This window comes from Nonomuraea sp. NPDC050790 (assembly GCF_044456745.1).
Lineage (GTDB): Bacteria > Actinomycetota > Actinomycetes > Streptosporangiales > Streptosporangiaceae > Nonomuraea.
Map to the genome: position 1 here is coordinate 1,805,879 of NZ_JBITGF010000001.1, position 14,912 is coordinate 1,820,790.

A 14,912-nucleotide genomic window follows, 5' to 3' on the forward strand; every position below is an offset into this window, starting at 1 on the left:
CCCTGGCCGGAAGCCGGGGGCATCGTGCTGCGTGAGGTCACCAGGGCGCCTGCCCGCTCCTGACGTACGGACGGATCTTGACGACGTACACCACCGCCACCCACGCCAGGCCGAGCAGCAGGAAGACCAGCGCCACGCGCCCGTCGCGGGTGGCGGCCGCCTCGCCGCGCCCGACGTACTCGGCGGCGGTGTAGACCGGTTTCCCGTCGACCACGGCGCCGACCGCGTGGATCCGGTTGCTCCCGTCGGGGAAGCGGGCGGCCGAGGTGAACGCCTCCTCGGGGTCCTCGAGGATCTCCAGGCGTACGCGGGCCCCGGTCCTGATCCCGCCCTCGGGAGGGACGTCCAGCCGGAAGGAGACGTTCTGCGGGCGGCCGGTCAGCGTGAGCGTGTAGTCGACCCGGCTGGACTGGCGGTTGCCGCTGCCGACCTGGGTCCTGGAGGTGTCGGCGGTGGCGACGGTCCCCTCGACCACCCGGACCTCGGCCATGGTGAACGCCGGCTCGCCCTTGCCGGCGCGGTCGTGGAAGAAGAGCGCGAAGCCCAGCAGGACCAGAGCGGGCATCGCCCAGCGGATGATCGCCTTCACCGGGCGACTATCCCATATCCGCGAACATCCGCCCGATTCCATCCAGGGCGATCGCCAGCTTGGCGGCGAACCACTCCTCCTGCCCCGGCCCCGCCGCCCTCGTGACGATCTCCAGCACGCGCGGGTCGAAGGCGCCGGTCCAGGCGCTCGGCGGCTCGTGTCCGCCCTCCATCGCGCCGGACAGCATGAAGTCCTGCGCCAGGACCGTGTTGGCGGCCAGGTCCACGACGAAGTCGACGGCGAGCGTGGCCTGGTACGGCGGCCGCCCCTGCTCGACCAGATCGAGGCACAGCCGGTTGAAGACGGCCATGAGCTCGTGGTTGGCCAGCAGCCGCCGCCCGGCCGCGAGCATGAGGCCCGGGTTGTCGCGCAGGATGCCCCAGACCGTCCAGGCGGCCTGTTCGAGCAGGTCGCGCCAGTGCCCGCCCCCGGCGGGCCACGGAGCCCGGCTGATCAGCAGGCTCACTCCGGCGTCGACGAGGTCGTCGTGCCCGCCGACGTGCCGGTAGAGGGTCGCCTGGTTGACGCCGAGCCGCCGGGCGATCGCGCTCACGGACAGCTCGGCGAACCCGTGCTCGACGACGGCCCTGGCCACGGCCTCCCGGTCGATCGCCCTGGGGCGGCCGCCCTTCCTGGTCGGTTCCGTCATGGATCCCATTATGAGGGTTTTGCGAATGGCGTTGCAAAACCGCGCGAGCCGTAAGTATGGTGAGCCTTACCTAAGTTCCCCCGAGGAGTGTCATGGCACGGCTGCGCGTGCTCTACCTGAGCGTGTTCGTCATCTTCCTGGGCCAGCAGACCCTGAACCCGCTGATCGCGCCCCTGGCGCGCGAGGTCGGCCTGGCCGACTGGCAGGTCGGCGTCATGATCAGCACGGCGGCCGTCGTGGTCGTGCTCACCAGCCAGTTCTGGGGCCGCAAGTCCGCCCAGTGGGGGCGCAAACCGGTGCTGGTCGGCGCCCTGGCCGGGGCCACCGCGGCGATGCTGGCCTTCGCCGTCCTCGCCCACCTCGGCATCGCCTCCCTGCTGTCGGGCGGGCTGCTGTTCGGCCTGTTCGTGCTGACCAGGGGCGTGCTGTTCGGCGTCTCGTTCGCCGCCGTGCCGCCCACCGCCCAGGCGTACGCGGCCGACGTCACCGAGACCGAGCGCGAGCGCCTGGCCGCGATGGCGGCGATCGGCGCCGCCCAGGGCATCGCGATGATCGCCGGAGCGGGCGTCGGCGGGCTGCTCGGCGGGTTCGGCCTGCTGGCCCCGCTCTACGCCGTCCCGCTGATCCTCGCGATCGGCGCCGTGCTCGTCGCGGTCATGGTCAAGCCGCAGGACGCCCGCGAACTGGTCGCCGCGCCGCCCCGCGTGCGTCCGCTGGACCGGCGCGTGTGGCCGTACCTGCTGACGGGGTTCGGCATTTTCACCGCGCTGGGCTTCGTGCAGATCCTCATCGGGTTCCTGCTCCAGGACCGCAACGGGCTCTCGCCCACCCAGACCGCCGGCGCCACGGGCGGCACGCTGCTGGCGGCGGGCGTCGGCATGCTGCTGGCGCAGGTCGTCATCGTGCCCAGGGCCGCCTGGCCGGCGCGGCGGCTGCTGCGCGTGGGCGCGCTGGTCGCGCTGGGCGGGCTGGCGCTGTTGCTGCCCCCACCCTCGCCACCGCCCTGTACGCGCTGTCGCCCATGGTCCCGCTGGTCGCCGCCGTCGTCATCATGGGCCTGGTCATCGTCCTGCTCTACACCAACCCGCTGCTCAGGCACGACGCCGCCAGGCCCGGCGAGCCCGCGCCGGCCCGGCGGGGATAGGGTGGCCAGCCGGGGAACGGGGAGCTGGGGGACAGTGAGGGGACACGGTGGCTCGTACCACGCCCGCGGGACAGCGGCGCGCGCAATTACTCGACGCGGCGGAGGCGCTGCTGCTCAGGGCGGGGGTCGAGGCACTGACCGTGGACGACGTGACCGCCGCGGCGGGGGTCGCGAAGGGCACCTTCTACCTGCACTTCTCCAGCAAGGACGACCTGATCGGCTCGCTCAGGGACCGCTACGCCGAGCGCTTCGCCGCCCGTCAGCTCCTCGCGGCCGGCCTGGCCGCCGGGGCCGAGCGGATCGAGCGGTGGCTGCTGGCCGGGATCACGGAGTATCTGAGCGACCTGCGGCTGCACGAGGTGCTGTTCCACAGCTCCGCCCGGCCGCGACGGCCCGGGCCCAACGCCGCCGTCGAGGCGATCGTGACCCTGCTGAAGGAGGCGGGCGCGGCCGTACCCGATCCTGAGGCGACCGCGCTCGTGCTCTACCACGTGATGCACGGCGCCGCCGAGCACATCCACCACTGCCCCGGGGACCGCGACCGGCTGACCGCCGAGACCGCGCGCCTGTGCAGGATCCTGCTGGTGAGCCAGAACCGGTCGTGAGGCGGCGGGGCCGGGTGGTGTCCGCTGTCGGCCATGGGGCGGCGGTTGACGGGCGGTCGGGACGGGCAGGAGTCGCTGGGTGGGCATCCCCGGTCCGACCGGGCGCTCCAGCAGGCCGCCGTCACCGCTGGGTCCACCGACGGTTCCCCCTTGCCTGGAGGTGTTCGTGCTCCGTCATCCGTTACCCGTGCTCGCCGGCGTGGTCGCACTGGTGTCGGCGGTGCTGGCCGCGCCCGCCCACGCCGCCTTCCCCGGCGCCAACGGCCCGATCTACTTCGTCGACCAGACGACCGATCCCGACAAGGAGATCTACCGGATCAACCCGGACGGCGGCGGCCTGACCAAGCTCACCGACAACGACGTCGCCGACTCCAACGCCGCGGCCGACGCCGGCAACACGAGGGTGGCCTTCACCCGCTTCGCCGACGGCTCGCACCAGCTCTGGACGATGAACCCCGACGGCACCGGGCAGACGCACGTGGACACCGGCGGCCCGGTCGTGGACGCGCCCGTGGACTGGTCGCCGGACGGCACGAAGATCATCTACCGGGCGGGCGACAGTACGCTGACGGTGATCGGCCCCGACGGCTCCGGCCGTACCTCTCTCGGCGTGTACGGCGACGCCCCCGCCTGGTCGCCTGACGGCACCAAGATCGCCTTCCGCGACCCCACCCGCAACATCTCCGTCATGAACGCCGACGGCACCGGCGAGACCCAGCTCACCTCCTACACCGGCGACGACGGCGCCGGGCTGCCCGACTGGTCGCCCGACGGCACCAGGATCGCCTACGGCTGGACCCGCTTCTCTCCCACGCGCGGCCAGATCCACGTCATGAACGCCGACGGCGGCTCCCAGGCCAACCTGTCGAACGACGCCACCGTCAGCGGCGCGCCCCGCTGGTCCCCCGACGGCACCAAGATCGCCTACACCTCCGACAACGACCTGTTCACCATGAACACCGACGGCACCGGCAAGAGCGCGCTGGCCGTGATCCCCGGCTTCCAGTTCACGATCGACTGGGCGCCCGCGGGCGCCGCCGACACGGCCGACGTGGCCGTGGACCTGGCCGCGCAGCCCCGCCTCGGCCTGCTGGTCCCCTACCTGAGCTACCGGCTGACCGCCCGCAACACCGGCCCCGGATCGCTCACCTCGGCCACGCTCACCGCGACGCTGCCCCCGGGCAGGACCGCCACCGGCCTGTCGTCCGGCTGCACCTCCGCCCCCGGCACCGTCACCTGCGCCTACACCGCGCTCGCGCCCGGCGCCTCGGCGACGGCCACCTTCCGGCTCCCGCTCGCCCTGCTCAGCCTGGGCAACGTGACCGTCACCGCGACCCGCGCCGCCTCCTCCCCCGCCGACCCCGGCCCCGCCAACGACGCCGACTCCGCCCCCTGCACCGTCGTCACCGTCCTGCTCGCCACCTGCGCCTGACCCCCTTCCGGTACGGCTTCCGCCGCACGGGAGCCGTCACCCGGCCTCGCCCCGGATCCAGGCGGCGATCTGGACGCGGGAGGAGATGCCGAGCTTGGTGAGGATGTTCTCCATGTGGGTGTCCACGGTGCGCTTGGCGATGCCGAGCCGTTCGGCGATCTGCCGGTTGGTCAGCCCCTGGGAGACCAGCAGGGCGATCTCGTACTCCCGCTTGGTCAGCGGCTCGGGGCTCTGCGCGGGCGCCGGCGGGTCGGACTCGGCGAGGATGCCGGCCACGGTCTGTTCGAGGCCGATCCGGTGGCCGATGCGGCGCTGGGCGTCGAAAACCTCCTCGCCCAGCGCGTCCCTGCACTGCTGCTCCATGATCTCCCTGATGAGCGTGTGCTGGGGGCCGAACATGGAGATGCCGCTGGCCGTGCGCGCGTCCTCGACGGAGCCGATCAGCCGCGCGGCGGCCTCCGGGGTGCCGAGGTTGACCAGGCAGCCGCCGTAGAACTCCAGGCAGAGCGCGATGCCGAGCATGTCGTCGAGGTCGTGCTTGACGCGCAGGGCCTCGCGCAGCCGGACCAGTCCCGCCGACGGCTCGCCGCCGAGCATGAGCGTCATGCCCCACACCGCCTCGGCGTAGGAGCGGGCCCACAGCTCGCCGGCCTGCGCCCCGCCCGCCACGACCGCGGCGGTCTGCTCGACGGCGCCGTCGAAGTCGCCCTGCAGGGCCGCGACCACCGCGATGAACACCGGCCCGAGCGGGACGAGGACGTCGCGGGTGCCCAGGCGGGCGTGGATCGCACTGCCCTCCTCCAGCCGGGCCCGCGCCTCGGCCAGTTCGCCGGAGAACAGGCCGGCGACGCCGTACACGAGGGCGACGTAGCCCTTGAGCGCCTCGTCGCCGGTCGACGCGGCGAGGGCGGCGGCCGTGTCGAGCAGCGGCCCGGCGGCCTCGACCTCGTTGTGCATGACGGTGAACAGCGCGTGCATCGCCAGGCCCTCGCCGCAGGCGGTGGTGGCGGGGAAGGCCCGCTTGGCCCAGTAGCGGGCCTCGCCGATGAGCCCGTGCATCGCGATCAGGCGGGCGACTGGGGACCTCCAGGATCCGGTGGTCGAGCCTGGCCAGGATCTGCTCGGCCGACAGGGTGCGCACGTGGGCGGCGGCCAGTTCGAGGGCGAGCGGGATGCCGTCGAGGCGTTCGCAGAGCCGGTGCACGGGCTGCAGGTTCGTGGTGGTGAGCTGCCAGTCGTGGGCGACGGCGGTGGCGCGGTCGGCGAACAGCCTGGCCGCCTCCGACAGCTCGGGCTCGTCCTCGGCGGCGGGCGGCGCGCAGGTCAGCGGGCCGATGCCGAGGACGTGCTCGCCGGGGATGTTCAGCGGGATGCGGGTGGTGGTCAGGATGGTCAGCCGGGGGGCGGCGCGCAGCAGGTGCTCGGTGAGGTCGGCGCAGGCGTCGACCAGGTGCTCGCAGGTGTCGAGGATCAGGAGTAAGTGCCGGGTGGACAGGTACTCGACCAGGATCGTGTGGGGCGCGCCGACGTTCTGGGCGCTCAGGCCCAGCGACTCGCAGACCGTGGCGGCGATCAGGTCGGCCTCGTGCAGGGCGCCGAGGTCGATGAAGCAGATCCCGTCCGCGTAGTTCTCGGCGGTCTGCGCGACCGCCTGGATCGCCAGCCGCGTCTTGCCCACGCCGCCGGGTCCGGCCAGCGTAATGAGCCTGGATTGACGGAACAGTCGCAGAATCTCGTGCAGCTCGGCGTCCCTGCCGATGAAGCTCGTGAATTCCGCAGGCAGCCGCCCCATTCGCCGCTCTGTTGCCGAAATCATCACTCCGGGATCGTAACCGGCCGGTCACGGGCCGGATAGAGGATCGTTCAGCTCCGAATGGGACACGCCGAATTTCCTGATTCCGGCTGGCGTGTCGGCCCGATCTGAGGCGTCGTCCTTTGTTGACATATCTGTATTTATCGGGAAATGCCCGGAAACACGAGATTGATCCTGGTAGTTTCCTGGGCGCATGGGGGCGATTCTTTCCCGGGGGAAAAGAATCTGGCGCCTGGCCGCGGCGACAGCCGTGCTCATGGCGCTCGGATACGGCACGGTCGCCGGTGACGACGACCTCTTCCCTTTCGGGCCGATGGTGCAGTACGCGTTCAGCATCCCGCCGGACGGCGAGATCAGATCGCTGATCATGCGGGCCGACACCGCCGCGGGCACGCGCGTGGAGATCCCGATCGAGCCGTACTACGTCGGCATCCGCCGCGCCGAGCTCGAAGGCCAGCTCGGACGCTATGTGGCCGACCCGTCGCTGCTGCAGGAACTGGCCGACAACCACGCCAGGATCCGCCCGCAGGACCCCCGGCTGACCAGGATCTACGTGATCACCAAGGTCATCACGCTGAAGGACCGGCGGCCGGCGTCGACGCACGACGTGGAGAGGGTGACATGGCAGGTGCGCTGACCTCGTGGTGGTTCCCGCAGGCGCCGCTGCGGCGGGTGCGGATCCTGGCGGTGATCGTCTACCTGTTCCTGCCGGTGGACATGATCCTGTTCACCGGAGGCGTGTGGGGTCACGCGCACGGCTCGTCCATCTACCGCCCGGTGCTGCTCGCGCGCCTGCTGCACCTGCCCGGGGCGAGTGAGCCGCTGGTGTACGTCCTGTTCGGGGTCGTCGTGCTCGGCGCGCTGGTCGCCGCGGCCGGCCGGCTGCCGCGCGCGGCGGGGTACGCGGTGGCGCTCGGCTACACGTACTGGGCCGTGCTGGCCATGTCCTACGGCAAGGTCGACCACGACCACCTGGCCCTGATCGTCACCCTGTTCGTCCTGCCCACGGTCGGCGTGACCGCCAGGGAGGTGACGAACGGGCGCGCGCAGGCGGCGGGGTGGGCGTTGCGGTGCGTGCGGATCGCCGTCGTGGCCACCTACTTCCTGTCCGCCTACGCGAAGATCCGGCACGGCGGCTGGGAGTGGCCCAACGGCGCCACCTTCCAGTGGGCGGTCACCCGGCGCGGCACGTTCTTCGGGCACGTCGTGGCGGGCCTGCCCGGCGCGCTGCTCATCGGCCAGTGGCTGGTCCTGCTGGCCGAGACGGCCTCGCCGGTCCTGCTGTTCCTGCGCGGCAGGCTGCTGTACGCCGGGGTGGCCTTCTTCCTCGCCTTCCACTTCCTGACCTGGGCGGCCATCACGATCCACTTCCTGCCGCACGTGATCTGCCTGGCGGCGTTCCTACCGCTTGAGCGGATCGTCCAGCGCGCACGCCGCGGTGCCGCCGGGGAGCCGGTGCCGGTTGCCCGCGACCAGGCGGTAGACGCCATGGGCTAGCCAGCGCACCGGCGGCACCCGCAGGACCGCGCCGAGCGGGCTCCAGGGCAGGCCGGCGTGCAGGAGGAGCTTGGCCACCGCCTGGGCGCCGCCGTACACGCCGTGATCGGTCACCCACAGCAGTTCGTGGCGCGCCCGCTCCGCCGTCACACCGAGGGCGGCCAGGTCGGCCGCCTGCCAGGCGGTGATCCGCGCCCGGACGCGCATGCGCCGTTCGATGAAGCGCACGCACGTGGCGCAGAACCCGCAGTCTCCGTCGTAGACGAGCACGGCTGTCATGCGGCCAACCTAACGCCTCGGCTCAGCTCTCGCCGTTCAGGGCGCTGTGGTCCTCGTCGACGATGTCGGCCGCGGAGATCACGATGAGCGGGTCGGGGGTCTTGACCACGCTCTCGTCCTTGTCCTCGTACGCGAACTGGCTCAGGACGTGGCGCATCGCCTCGATCCTGGCCCGCTTCTTGTCGTTGCTCTTGATCACCGTCCAGGGCGCGGCATCGGTGTCGGTGTGCAGGAACATCTCCTCCTTGGCGGTGGTGTACTCGTTCCACCGGTCCAGCGACTCCAGGTCCATGGGCGAGAGCTTCCACTGCCTGACCGGGTCCACCTGCCGGATGATGAAGCGGGTGCGCTGCTCGGCGCGCGAGACCGAGAACCACAGCTTGACCAGGTGGATCCCCGACTCGACCAGCATCCGCTCGAACATCGGCGCCTGCTCGATGAACTCGTGGTACTGCTCGTCGGTGCAGAACCCCATGACCCGCTCCACCCCCGCGCGGTTGTACCAGGAGCGGTCGAACAGCACGATCTCCCCCGCCGCCGGCAGGTGCGCGACGTAGCGCTGGAAGTACCACTGGGTCCGCTCGCGCTCGCTCGGCTTCTCCAGCGCGACGACCGCCGCCCCGCGCGGGTTGAGGTGCTCGGTGAACCGCTTGATCGTGCCGCCCTTGCCCGCGGCGTCGCGCCCCTCGAACAGGATCACCAGCCGCCCGCCGGTGTGCTTGATCCAGTACTGGAGCTTGAGCAGCTCGATCTGGAGCAGCCGCTTGTCGTGCTCGTAGCGGGCGCGGTCCATCCGCTCGGTGTACGGGTAGTGCTCGCGCCAGGTGGAGACCGCCTGGCCGTTGGCACGGAGCAGGACCGGATCGTCGTCGTCGGAGCTGTCCACGCTCAGCCCGGGGATGGCCTCCAGCAAGGGGCTCTCCTCGGCCGCGACCCGCGGATCGATGACGCCTTCTCCGATCGGGGGCGCGCTCTGCCCGGCCGCGTCAGTGTTTCCCATGTCCTCCCAGCTACCCAGGCACGGCCCGAACCTTCCGGCGAACCAGGCGAACGTTGGGCAAACACCGATCAGGCGGGCCGGGCGGGCGCGGGCACCTCGCTGTAGTCCACCTCGGGCAGCTTGGTGATGGCGCCGGCGCCCACGCGCACGTGGACGACGTCGCCGCCCTGGGCCGCCGACCCCGGCGGCACCGCCAGGAAGCCCTCCCAGCCACGCCGCCCCTCCTCGGTGTACGCCCGCCAGGCCAGCAGGAACGCCGGGTCGCCACCCTTGACCAGCACCATCGGCGGCATCCGCAACGGCTGGGGGTCGGGCTCGCCGGGACCGGGGCGCGGCACGGCCGAGTAGTCGACGCGGGGCAGCTTGTTCAGCTCGCCCGCCGGGGCCCAGCGGTAGTTCAGCCCGTGCACCGGCTCGCCGCGCACGTCGAGCTGCGACTGAGGGACGGCCAGCCGGCCCTCCCACTGGTCGGTCCCGCGTCGCCAGGCCAGCAGGAACGCGTGAGTCTTGCCCTGGTAAAGCACCATCGGCGGCATCTGGAGCGGTTCGACAGCATCCACACCCGGAGAGTAGCCGGATGCGGCGACAAAACGCTCCCCCTGACGGGGCTCAGGCCGCGCAGGTGGCGCTCAGCCTGGACAGGCCGGTGGACGGTCTGGGCTTCTTCGTGACGGAGGCCGAGGGCGTGCCGGACGGGATCGTCGTGGTGGCCTGCGGCGTGCCGGACGGTGATGTCGTGGCGGCCGAGGGCGCGCCCGGCGGCGGCGTGGCGGTGGCCGAGGGTGACGACGTGCCCGTCTGTGTGCCGGACGGGGTCGGCTTGGCCGGAGTCCTGCCCTCGGTGGCGGTGCGCACGGCCCTGCGGATGCGGGGGAAGTCCGGGTAGGCGGGGTTGTAGGCGGGCGGCACGAAGCTCATCGTCGTGACCCGGCCCGATTTGACCTTGTCGGCCAGCGGGACGAGCTCGCCCAGCAGGTCACGGGGGATGTCGGTGACGAACGTGCTCTTGGCCGCGCGGGCCAGCGCGTTGAACTTCAGCAGCACGTTGGCCGGCTGGAGCTGGCTGAGCATCGCGTTCATGACGCACTGCTGGCGCTTCATCCGGGTGCTGTTGTCGCCTCCGGCGCAGGTGCTGCCGGGGTGGTCGCGGGCCCTGCCGTACCAGAGGGCCTGCTCGCCGGTGAGCTTGTGGGTGCCGGCCTTGACCACGCCGCCGTCGCTGCGGCCGACGCCGTAGCAGATGTCGCGCTCGACCTTGATGGTGACGCCGCCCAGCGCGTCGATCAGCCGGGCCACGCCCCACATGTTGACCATCATGTAGTAGTCGACCTTGAGGCCGAGGATCTGGCCGAGCGCGCCCTTGAGCGCGTCGCCGGCGCGGGTGCGGGCGGTGCCGGTCACCTCGGGGTGGCCCTCTGCGTACGCCCACACGCCGTTGAGCAGGTCGGCGCTGCCGCGTCCCTGGCCGGGCGGCAGCCAGAAGTTCTTGGGCGGCGGGAACCGCCTGGCCATGGGGCTGCCGGGCGGGAACGGCGCGTTCTCCATCTCCCTGGGCAGCGAGAACAGCACCGAGTCGCCGGTCTTCACGTCGATGCTGACCACGTTGATGCTGTCGGTCCTGATGCCGACGCCCTGCCGGGAGGCGGCGCCGTCGCCGCCGAGCAGGGCGATGTTGATGCGCCTGCGCCCGTCGAAGGGGTCCTTGGGGTCGATCGGCTTGGACGCGGTCTCCTTGAACACCTCGCGGATCGCGTCGTCGGAGGTGCGCGCGGTCGCCGCCACCCAGGTGAACGGCGCCGCCACCACGACGGCCAGCACTCCCGCGACCACTCCGGTGGCGGCCTGGGCCCGTCGCGGCAGGCTGCCCGGCCGCATCACCACGTACGAGGCGATCACCACGGCGGGCCAGGCCAGGCCGCCCGCCACGCAGCCGATGATCAGCCCGGTCAGCCACGACGGGTCGAGCGCCAGCCCGGCCAGTTGCTTGCCGTTGACCAGGACGACCGTGGTCAGGGCGGCCAGGAGCAGGACGTAGAGCGCGAGGATCACGAACCCGGTGCGCCGCCGGCCCGCGCGCAGGTGCGCGGCGCCGGGCACGAGCACGGACAGCAGCGTCCAGCCGATCACTGACAGAACGCTCGACTTCCCCACGCCGCCCCAGCTTTCACGACAAACGTACAGATTTGCACAGAAATGCGATGTGGGGAAACAAGGTAGCAGGGGTTCCAGCCTTCAGGAGACGCCTTCCTTCCCGGGGCCGGCGGCGGCTTCCCGGCCGGGAGCGGCGGCGTCTTCCCGATCGAGAGCCGAAGCGCCTTCCTTGCCGGGAGCGGTGGCGCCTTTCCGGCCAGGGGCCGGGGCGGCTTTGTGGCCGGCTGTGGAGGCGGGGTCCTGGCTGCGGGTGGAGGCGCGGGGGCGCAGGCCGGCCGGGATGAGGCGGGGGCCTTCGGGGTCGCGGTTCTCGATGCGGCGGGCCAGCAGGTCGACGGCCTCCCTCGCGGTGCGGGCCGGGTCGAGGTCGACGGCGGTGAGGGGCGGTTCGCTGGTGCGGGCGAGGTGGCTGTCGACTCCCACCGCGACGAGCAGGTCGCCGGGCACGCGTACCCCACGCTCGCGGGCGGCGCGCAGCAGACCGGTCGCGAGCCACTGGGGCGGCGCGTAGACCGCGTCGGGGCGCAGGTCGAGCAGCGCGTCGGCGGCCTCGGCGGCGCTGGCGGGCAGCTTGTCGGGCTTGGCCAGGACGAGCAGCGGGTCGCCGCCGCGCGCCCGGGTCCACTCGGCGTAGGCGCGCTCGGCGTCGGTGAACCACGACCACTCGATGTCGACGGAGAGCATCGCGACCCGCTCGGCCCCCGCGGCGGCGAGGTGGTCGAGCACCGCCGTCGTGCTGGCCACGCTGTCGGCGGCCACCCACCACGGGTCCCGCGGGCTCGCGATGTCCCTGCCGATCGTCACCACCGGCAGGTTGAGCCGGTGGAACATGGCCACGCGCGGATCCCGCGGCACCGGGTCCACCACGATCCCGCCGTCGATGCTGAACCTGCGCAGGTCGCCGATCTCGCGCAGCGGGGGCAGTTGCAGCAGGGCCTGGTCGCGGTCGAAGGCGGCCTCCACGCAGTTCACGGTAAGCGAGAGGTAGAAGTCCACGGCGAGGATGTGGTGGCTGTTGGTGGTGTCTACGCCGACCGGCAGCAGCAGGGCGATCGTGTCGGTACGGCCGGAGCGCAGGCTCTTGGCGTTGCTGTTGGGCCGGTAGCCCAGCCGCTCGGCCACCTCCGCCACCCTGGCCCGCGTCGCGGCGTCGACCCGCCCCTTGTTGTTGAGCACGTGGGAAACCGTCGTCTCCGAGACGCCGGCCGCCTCGGCGACGTCGCGGATCCGGGGGCGCGGCCGTGAGGTCTTCATGGGAGCCACCTTAAGCCCATTCGCCAAATCGATTTGTCACCGACCCTTGTGATGCCAAATCGATTTGGCCTAGAGTCCCCGTCATGCATCCGAGTAGGGCTCAGTTGGAACGAGCGGCCCGGCGCCTTGACGCGCTGTGCGCGGCCCAGGACTTCGTCACGGGCTGGTCGCTCATCGGCCTCGGACCCGAAGCGGGCCGCGCCTCGCGGCACGGGTCCCGGCTGTTCCCCGCGGCCAGCACCCGCAAGGTCGCGGTCATGATGACGGTCCTGCGCGCGGTCCACCGGGGAGAGCTGGACCTGGAGGAACGCGTCACCATCGACGGGCGCTACCGCGACCGCGTGTTCACCGGCCTCCTGCAACACCTGGACGCCGGGCTGACCCTGTCACTGCGCGACACGGTCACCCTCATGATCATCCTCAGCGACAACCTGTCCACCGCGCACGTCCTGGACCGGATCGGGCTCGACGCGGTCAACGCGTGGTGCGAGCGGGCCGGGCTCACCGCCACCCGCCACCGCCACGCGCTGATCCCCGCGCTCGCGCCCGACCACCCGGTCGAGGCCACGAACGCGACCACCCCGGACGACCAGGCACACCTTCTGGAGCTCATCGCGCACGGCGCCGCCGGGCGCTCGCAGGCGGTCGAGCGCCTCGGGTGCCCGCCGGACCTGTGCGCGTTCGCCCTCGACGTGCTGCGCCGCCAGCAGTTCAGGGACGCGCTGCCGGCGCTGCTGCCGTACGGCACGCCGGTCGCGCACAAGAGCGGCGCCGGATGGCGGGACGTCAGCGACGCCGGGGTGTTCTTCGCGGGCGGGGAGCCCCGCTACGTCCTGGCGGTCTACACCGACGAGGTCCCCCCGGTCCTGCCCGACGGGCTGCCGGGGGTCGCGGGGGCACGGGGCCACATTGCCAGTCTCAGCCGTGCGTGCTGGGAGGAGTTGCATCCGTAAGGAGGCTTCAGATGTCACGTCTGACCGGCCGCGTCGCAGCGGCCTCCCTGGCCGTGCTCACCGCCTGCGCCCTCGGCGCCGGATGTGCGCGCGGCGGCGGGGAACCCGCGCGCTCCGCCTCGGGCGGCGGGGTCCTGCGCTTCGCCTACACCGCCTTCCCCTCGACCCTCGACCCGCACAAGGCCTCCACCGCGTGGGACGAGCTCTACCTCTTCCCGATCTACGACCGGCTGGTCACGGTGCTGCCCGACGGCCGGATCGGCCCCATGGTGGCCGAGTCCTGGAGCCGCAGGGGCAAGGACCTGACGTTCACGCTGCGCGCCGGCGCCCGCTTCCACGACGGCGCCGCCCTGGACGCCGAGGCCGTCCGCGCCAACCTGGAGCGCGCCAGGACCGCCGAGGGCTCTACCGCCAAGCCGCTGCTGAAGATGATCACCGATGTCCGTGCCGACGGCGGCAAGGTCGTCATCGCCTTCACCGGCGCCGAGACCGCGCTGCTGACCGCCCTGGCCCACCGCGGCGGCGCGCTGGTCAGCCCCGCGGCCTTCGACAAGCCGGACCTGGACCGCGCGCCGGTGGGCTCGGGACCGTACCGGGTCACCTCCTACCGGCGTGACGACCGCGTGGTCTACCAGCCGTTCACCGGCTACCACGACCCCGCCGCCCAGCGCATGAAGGGCCTGGAGATGTCGTTCGTCAACGAGGACGACACCCGGCTCAACGGCGTGCGCTCGGGCCAGTACGACGCCACGCTCATCCGCCCGGAACAGGTGGACACCGCCCGCGATTCCGGGCTCAAGGTGAACGAGTTCCTGACCGGGCTGGTCTACCAGATCAACCTCAACACCGCCCGCTCCAAGTTCGGCGACCCCCGCGTACGGCAGGCGCTCAACCACGCCGTCGACCGCCGCACGATCGCCGAGAAGCTCCTGCTGAACTCCTGCCTGCCCACCGTGCAGCCCGCCCCCGCCGGGCACTGGGCGCACGAGCCCTCGCTCGACGGCGCCTACCCCTACGACCCGGACAAGGCCAAGCGGCTGCTGGCCGAGGCGGGCCTGGCCGGCGGGTTCTCCTTCACCGCGCTGGTCTGGAACAACACCGCGTACGTGCAGGTGGGCGAGGCCGTACAGGACCAGTTCAAGCAGGTCGGGGTCGACATGAGGCTGCGCCCGATGAGCGCCGACCAGTCCATCGACCTCTACCAGAACCGCGGCGAGGCCGACGCGCTGCTCAGCCAGATCGGCGCGGCGGGACCCGACCCCGGCCTCATCACCCAGCAGGACTACCTGAAGGGCGGGCTCAACAATCCGGGCGACCTGAGCGTCGCGCGCATCGAGGAGCTCGCCGAGCGGGCACGGGCCGCGACCGAGCCCGCCGAGCGGGAGAGCGGCTACCGGGAGATCGTCAAGCTGGCCGCGCAGAACGCCTACAACGTCCCCATCTGCAATCGCAAGCTGTACTTCGCCACCAATGACAAGGTGCGCGACTTCGAACGGCTGCTGACCGGGTACGACGACATCCGCGTCGTCGGCATGGGCTGAGCCGT

16 protein-coding genes and 2 pseudogenes are annotated in these 14,912 nt (G+C 72.0%); 9 read left to right on the forward strand and 9 right to left on the reverse strand.

The window, feature by feature from the left end:
* Positions 1 to 37: 37 nt before the first annotated feature.
* Together ACIBEJ_RS08100 and ACIBEJ_RS08105 are read right to left on the reverse strand one after the other, a co-directional pair.
* On the reverse strand, positions 38 to 589 hold the full coding sequence (locus ACIBEJ_RS08100; RefSeq protein WP_397181898.1) for a hypothetical protein: 552 nt from the start codon (positions 587 to 589) through the stop codon (positions 38 to 40).
* 7 nt (positions 590 to 596) lie between these two features.
* A complete protein-coding gene (locus ACIBEJ_RS08105) occupies positions 597 to 1,238 on the reverse strand; it encodes a TetR/AcrR family transcriptional regulator (RefSeq protein ID WP_397181899.1) in 642 nt (213 codons plus the stop codon).
* A 92-nt stretch (positions 1,239 to 1,330) separates the two neighbouring features.
* Between ACIBEJ_RS08105 and ACIBEJ_RS08110 the strand changes: the two are divergent.
* The 4 genes and pseudogenes from ACIBEJ_RS08110 to ACIBEJ_RS08125 all read left to right on the forward strand — a co-directional run.
* A pseudogene (locus ACIBEJ_RS08110) lies at positions 1,331 to 2,176 on the forward strand (MFS transporter); the annotation flags it as partial.
* A gap of 83 nt (positions 2,177 to 2,259) precedes the next feature.
* Positions 2,260 to 2,382, forward strand: coding sequence for a hypothetical protein (locus tag ACIBEJ_RS08115; protein WP_397181900.1), 123 nt, complete (start codon positions 2,260 to 2,262; stop codon positions 2,380 to 2,382).
* 47 nt (positions 2,383 to 2,429) lie between these two features.
* A complete protein-coding gene (locus ACIBEJ_RS08120) occupies positions 2,430 to 2,987 on the forward strand; it encodes a TetR/AcrR family transcriptional regulator (RefSeq protein WP_397181901.1) in 558 nt (185 codons plus the stop codon).
* A gap of 166 nt (positions 2,988 to 3,153) precedes the next feature.
* Positions 3,154 to 4,419 (forward strand): hypothetical protein, encoded by a 1,266-nt coding sequence (locus ACIBEJ_RS08125; RefSeq protein ID WP_397181902.1) that lies wholly within the window; start codon positions 3,154 to 3,156, stop codon positions 4,417 to 4,419.
* A 36-nt stretch (positions 4,420 to 4,455) separates the two neighbouring features.
* Here the strand turns inward: ACIBEJ_RS08125 and ACIBEJ_RS08130 are convergent, their stop codons facing one another.
* Positions 4,456 to 5,478, reverse strand: coding sequence for a LuxR C-terminal-related transcriptional regulator (locus tag ACIBEJ_RS08130; protein ID WP_397181903.1), 1,023 nt, complete (start codon positions 5,476 to 5,478; stop codon positions 4,456 to 4,458).
* Between the two features lie 37 nt (positions 5,479 to 5,515).
* Between ACIBEJ_RS08130 and ACIBEJ_RS08135 the strand changes: the two genes are divergently transcribed.
* Complete coding sequence (locus tag ACIBEJ_RS08135) at positions 5,516 to 5,899, forward strand: hypothetical protein (protein WP_397181904.1); 384 nt, start codon at positions 5,516 to 5,518, stop codon at positions 5,897 to 5,899.
* On the opposite strand, the pseudogene ACIBEJ_RS08140 reads toward ACIBEJ_RS08135, so the two are convergent.
* Positions 5,852 to 6,235: pseudogene (locus ACIBEJ_RS08140) on the reverse strand (NB-ARC domain-containing protein); the annotation flags it as partial. The gene ACIBEJ_RS08135 and the pseudogene ACIBEJ_RS08140 overlap by 48 nt on opposite strands.
* A 190-nt stretch (positions 6,236 to 6,425) precedes the next feature.
* Between ACIBEJ_RS08140 and ACIBEJ_RS08145 the strand changes: the two are divergent.
* Complete coding sequence (locus tag ACIBEJ_RS08145) at positions 6,426 to 6,869, forward strand: hypothetical protein (RefSeq protein ID WP_397181905.1); 444 nt, start codon at positions 6,426 to 6,428, stop codon at positions 6,867 to 6,869.
* On the forward strand, positions 6,854 to 7,729 hold the full coding sequence (locus ACIBEJ_RS08150; RefSeq protein WP_397181906.1) for an HTTM domain-containing protein: 876 nt from the start codon (positions 6,854 to 6,856) through the stop codon (positions 7,727 to 7,729). Before ACIBEJ_RS08145 ends, ACIBEJ_RS08150 begins: the two co-directional genes overlap by 16 nt.
* Here ACIBEJ_RS08150 and ACIBEJ_RS08155 read toward each other — a convergent pair.
* From ACIBEJ_RS08155 to ACIBEJ_RS08175, 5 genes are all read right to left on the reverse strand, one after another.
* Positions 7,634 to 8,008 (reverse strand): thiol-disulfide oxidoreductase DCC family protein, encoded by a 375-nt coding sequence (locus ACIBEJ_RS08155; protein ID WP_397181907.1) that lies wholly within the window; start codon positions 8,006 to 8,008, stop codon positions 7,634 to 7,636. The two genes, ACIBEJ_RS08150 and ACIBEJ_RS08155, sit on opposite strands and share 96 nt — an antisense overlap.
* Before the next feature lie 22 nt (positions 8,009 to 8,030).
* Positions 8,031 to 9,008: a polyphosphate kinase 2 gene (ppk2, locus tag ACIBEJ_RS08160; protein WP_397181908.1), complete on the reverse strand. Its 978-nt coding sequence runs from the start codon at positions 9,006 to 9,008 to the stop codon at positions 8,031 to 8,033.
* Positions 9,009 to 9,076: 68 nt separating this feature from the next.
* On the reverse strand, positions 9,077 to 9,568 hold the full coding sequence (locus tag ACIBEJ_RS08165) for a hypothetical protein (protein ID WP_397181909.1): 492 nt from the start codon (positions 9,566 to 9,568) through the stop codon (positions 9,077 to 9,079).
* Between the two features lie 49 nt (positions 9,569 to 9,617).
* The gene (locus ACIBEJ_RS08170; protein WP_397181910.1) at positions 9,618 to 11,135 is read right to left on the reverse strand and encodes an LCP family protein; all 1,518 of its coding nucleotides are present in this window, start codon (positions 11,133 to 11,135) and stop codon (positions 9,618 to 9,620) included.
* Positions 11,136 to 11,240: 105 nt separating this feature from the next.
* Entirely contained in the window at positions 11,241 to 12,413 is a 1,173-nt protein-coding gene (locus tag ACIBEJ_RS08175) for a LacI family DNA-binding transcriptional regulator (protein ID WP_397181911.1), read from the reverse strand.
* 83 nt (positions 12,414 to 12,496) lie between these two features.
* On the opposite strand from ACIBEJ_RS08175, the gene ACIBEJ_RS08180 reads away from it, so the two are divergent.
* Complete coding sequence (locus ACIBEJ_RS08180) at positions 12,497 to 13,366, forward strand: serine hydrolase (protein WP_397181912.1); 870 nt, start codon at positions 12,497 to 12,499, stop codon at positions 13,364 to 13,366.
* 11 nt (positions 13,367 to 13,377) lie between these two features.
* Positions 13,378 to 14,907, forward strand: coding sequence for an ABC transporter substrate-binding protein (locus ACIBEJ_RS08185; RefSeq protein WP_397181913.1), 1,530 nt, complete (start codon positions 13,378 to 13,380; stop codon positions 14,905 to 14,907).
* The last annotated feature ends 5 nt before the right edge of the window (positions 14,908 to 14,912 follow it).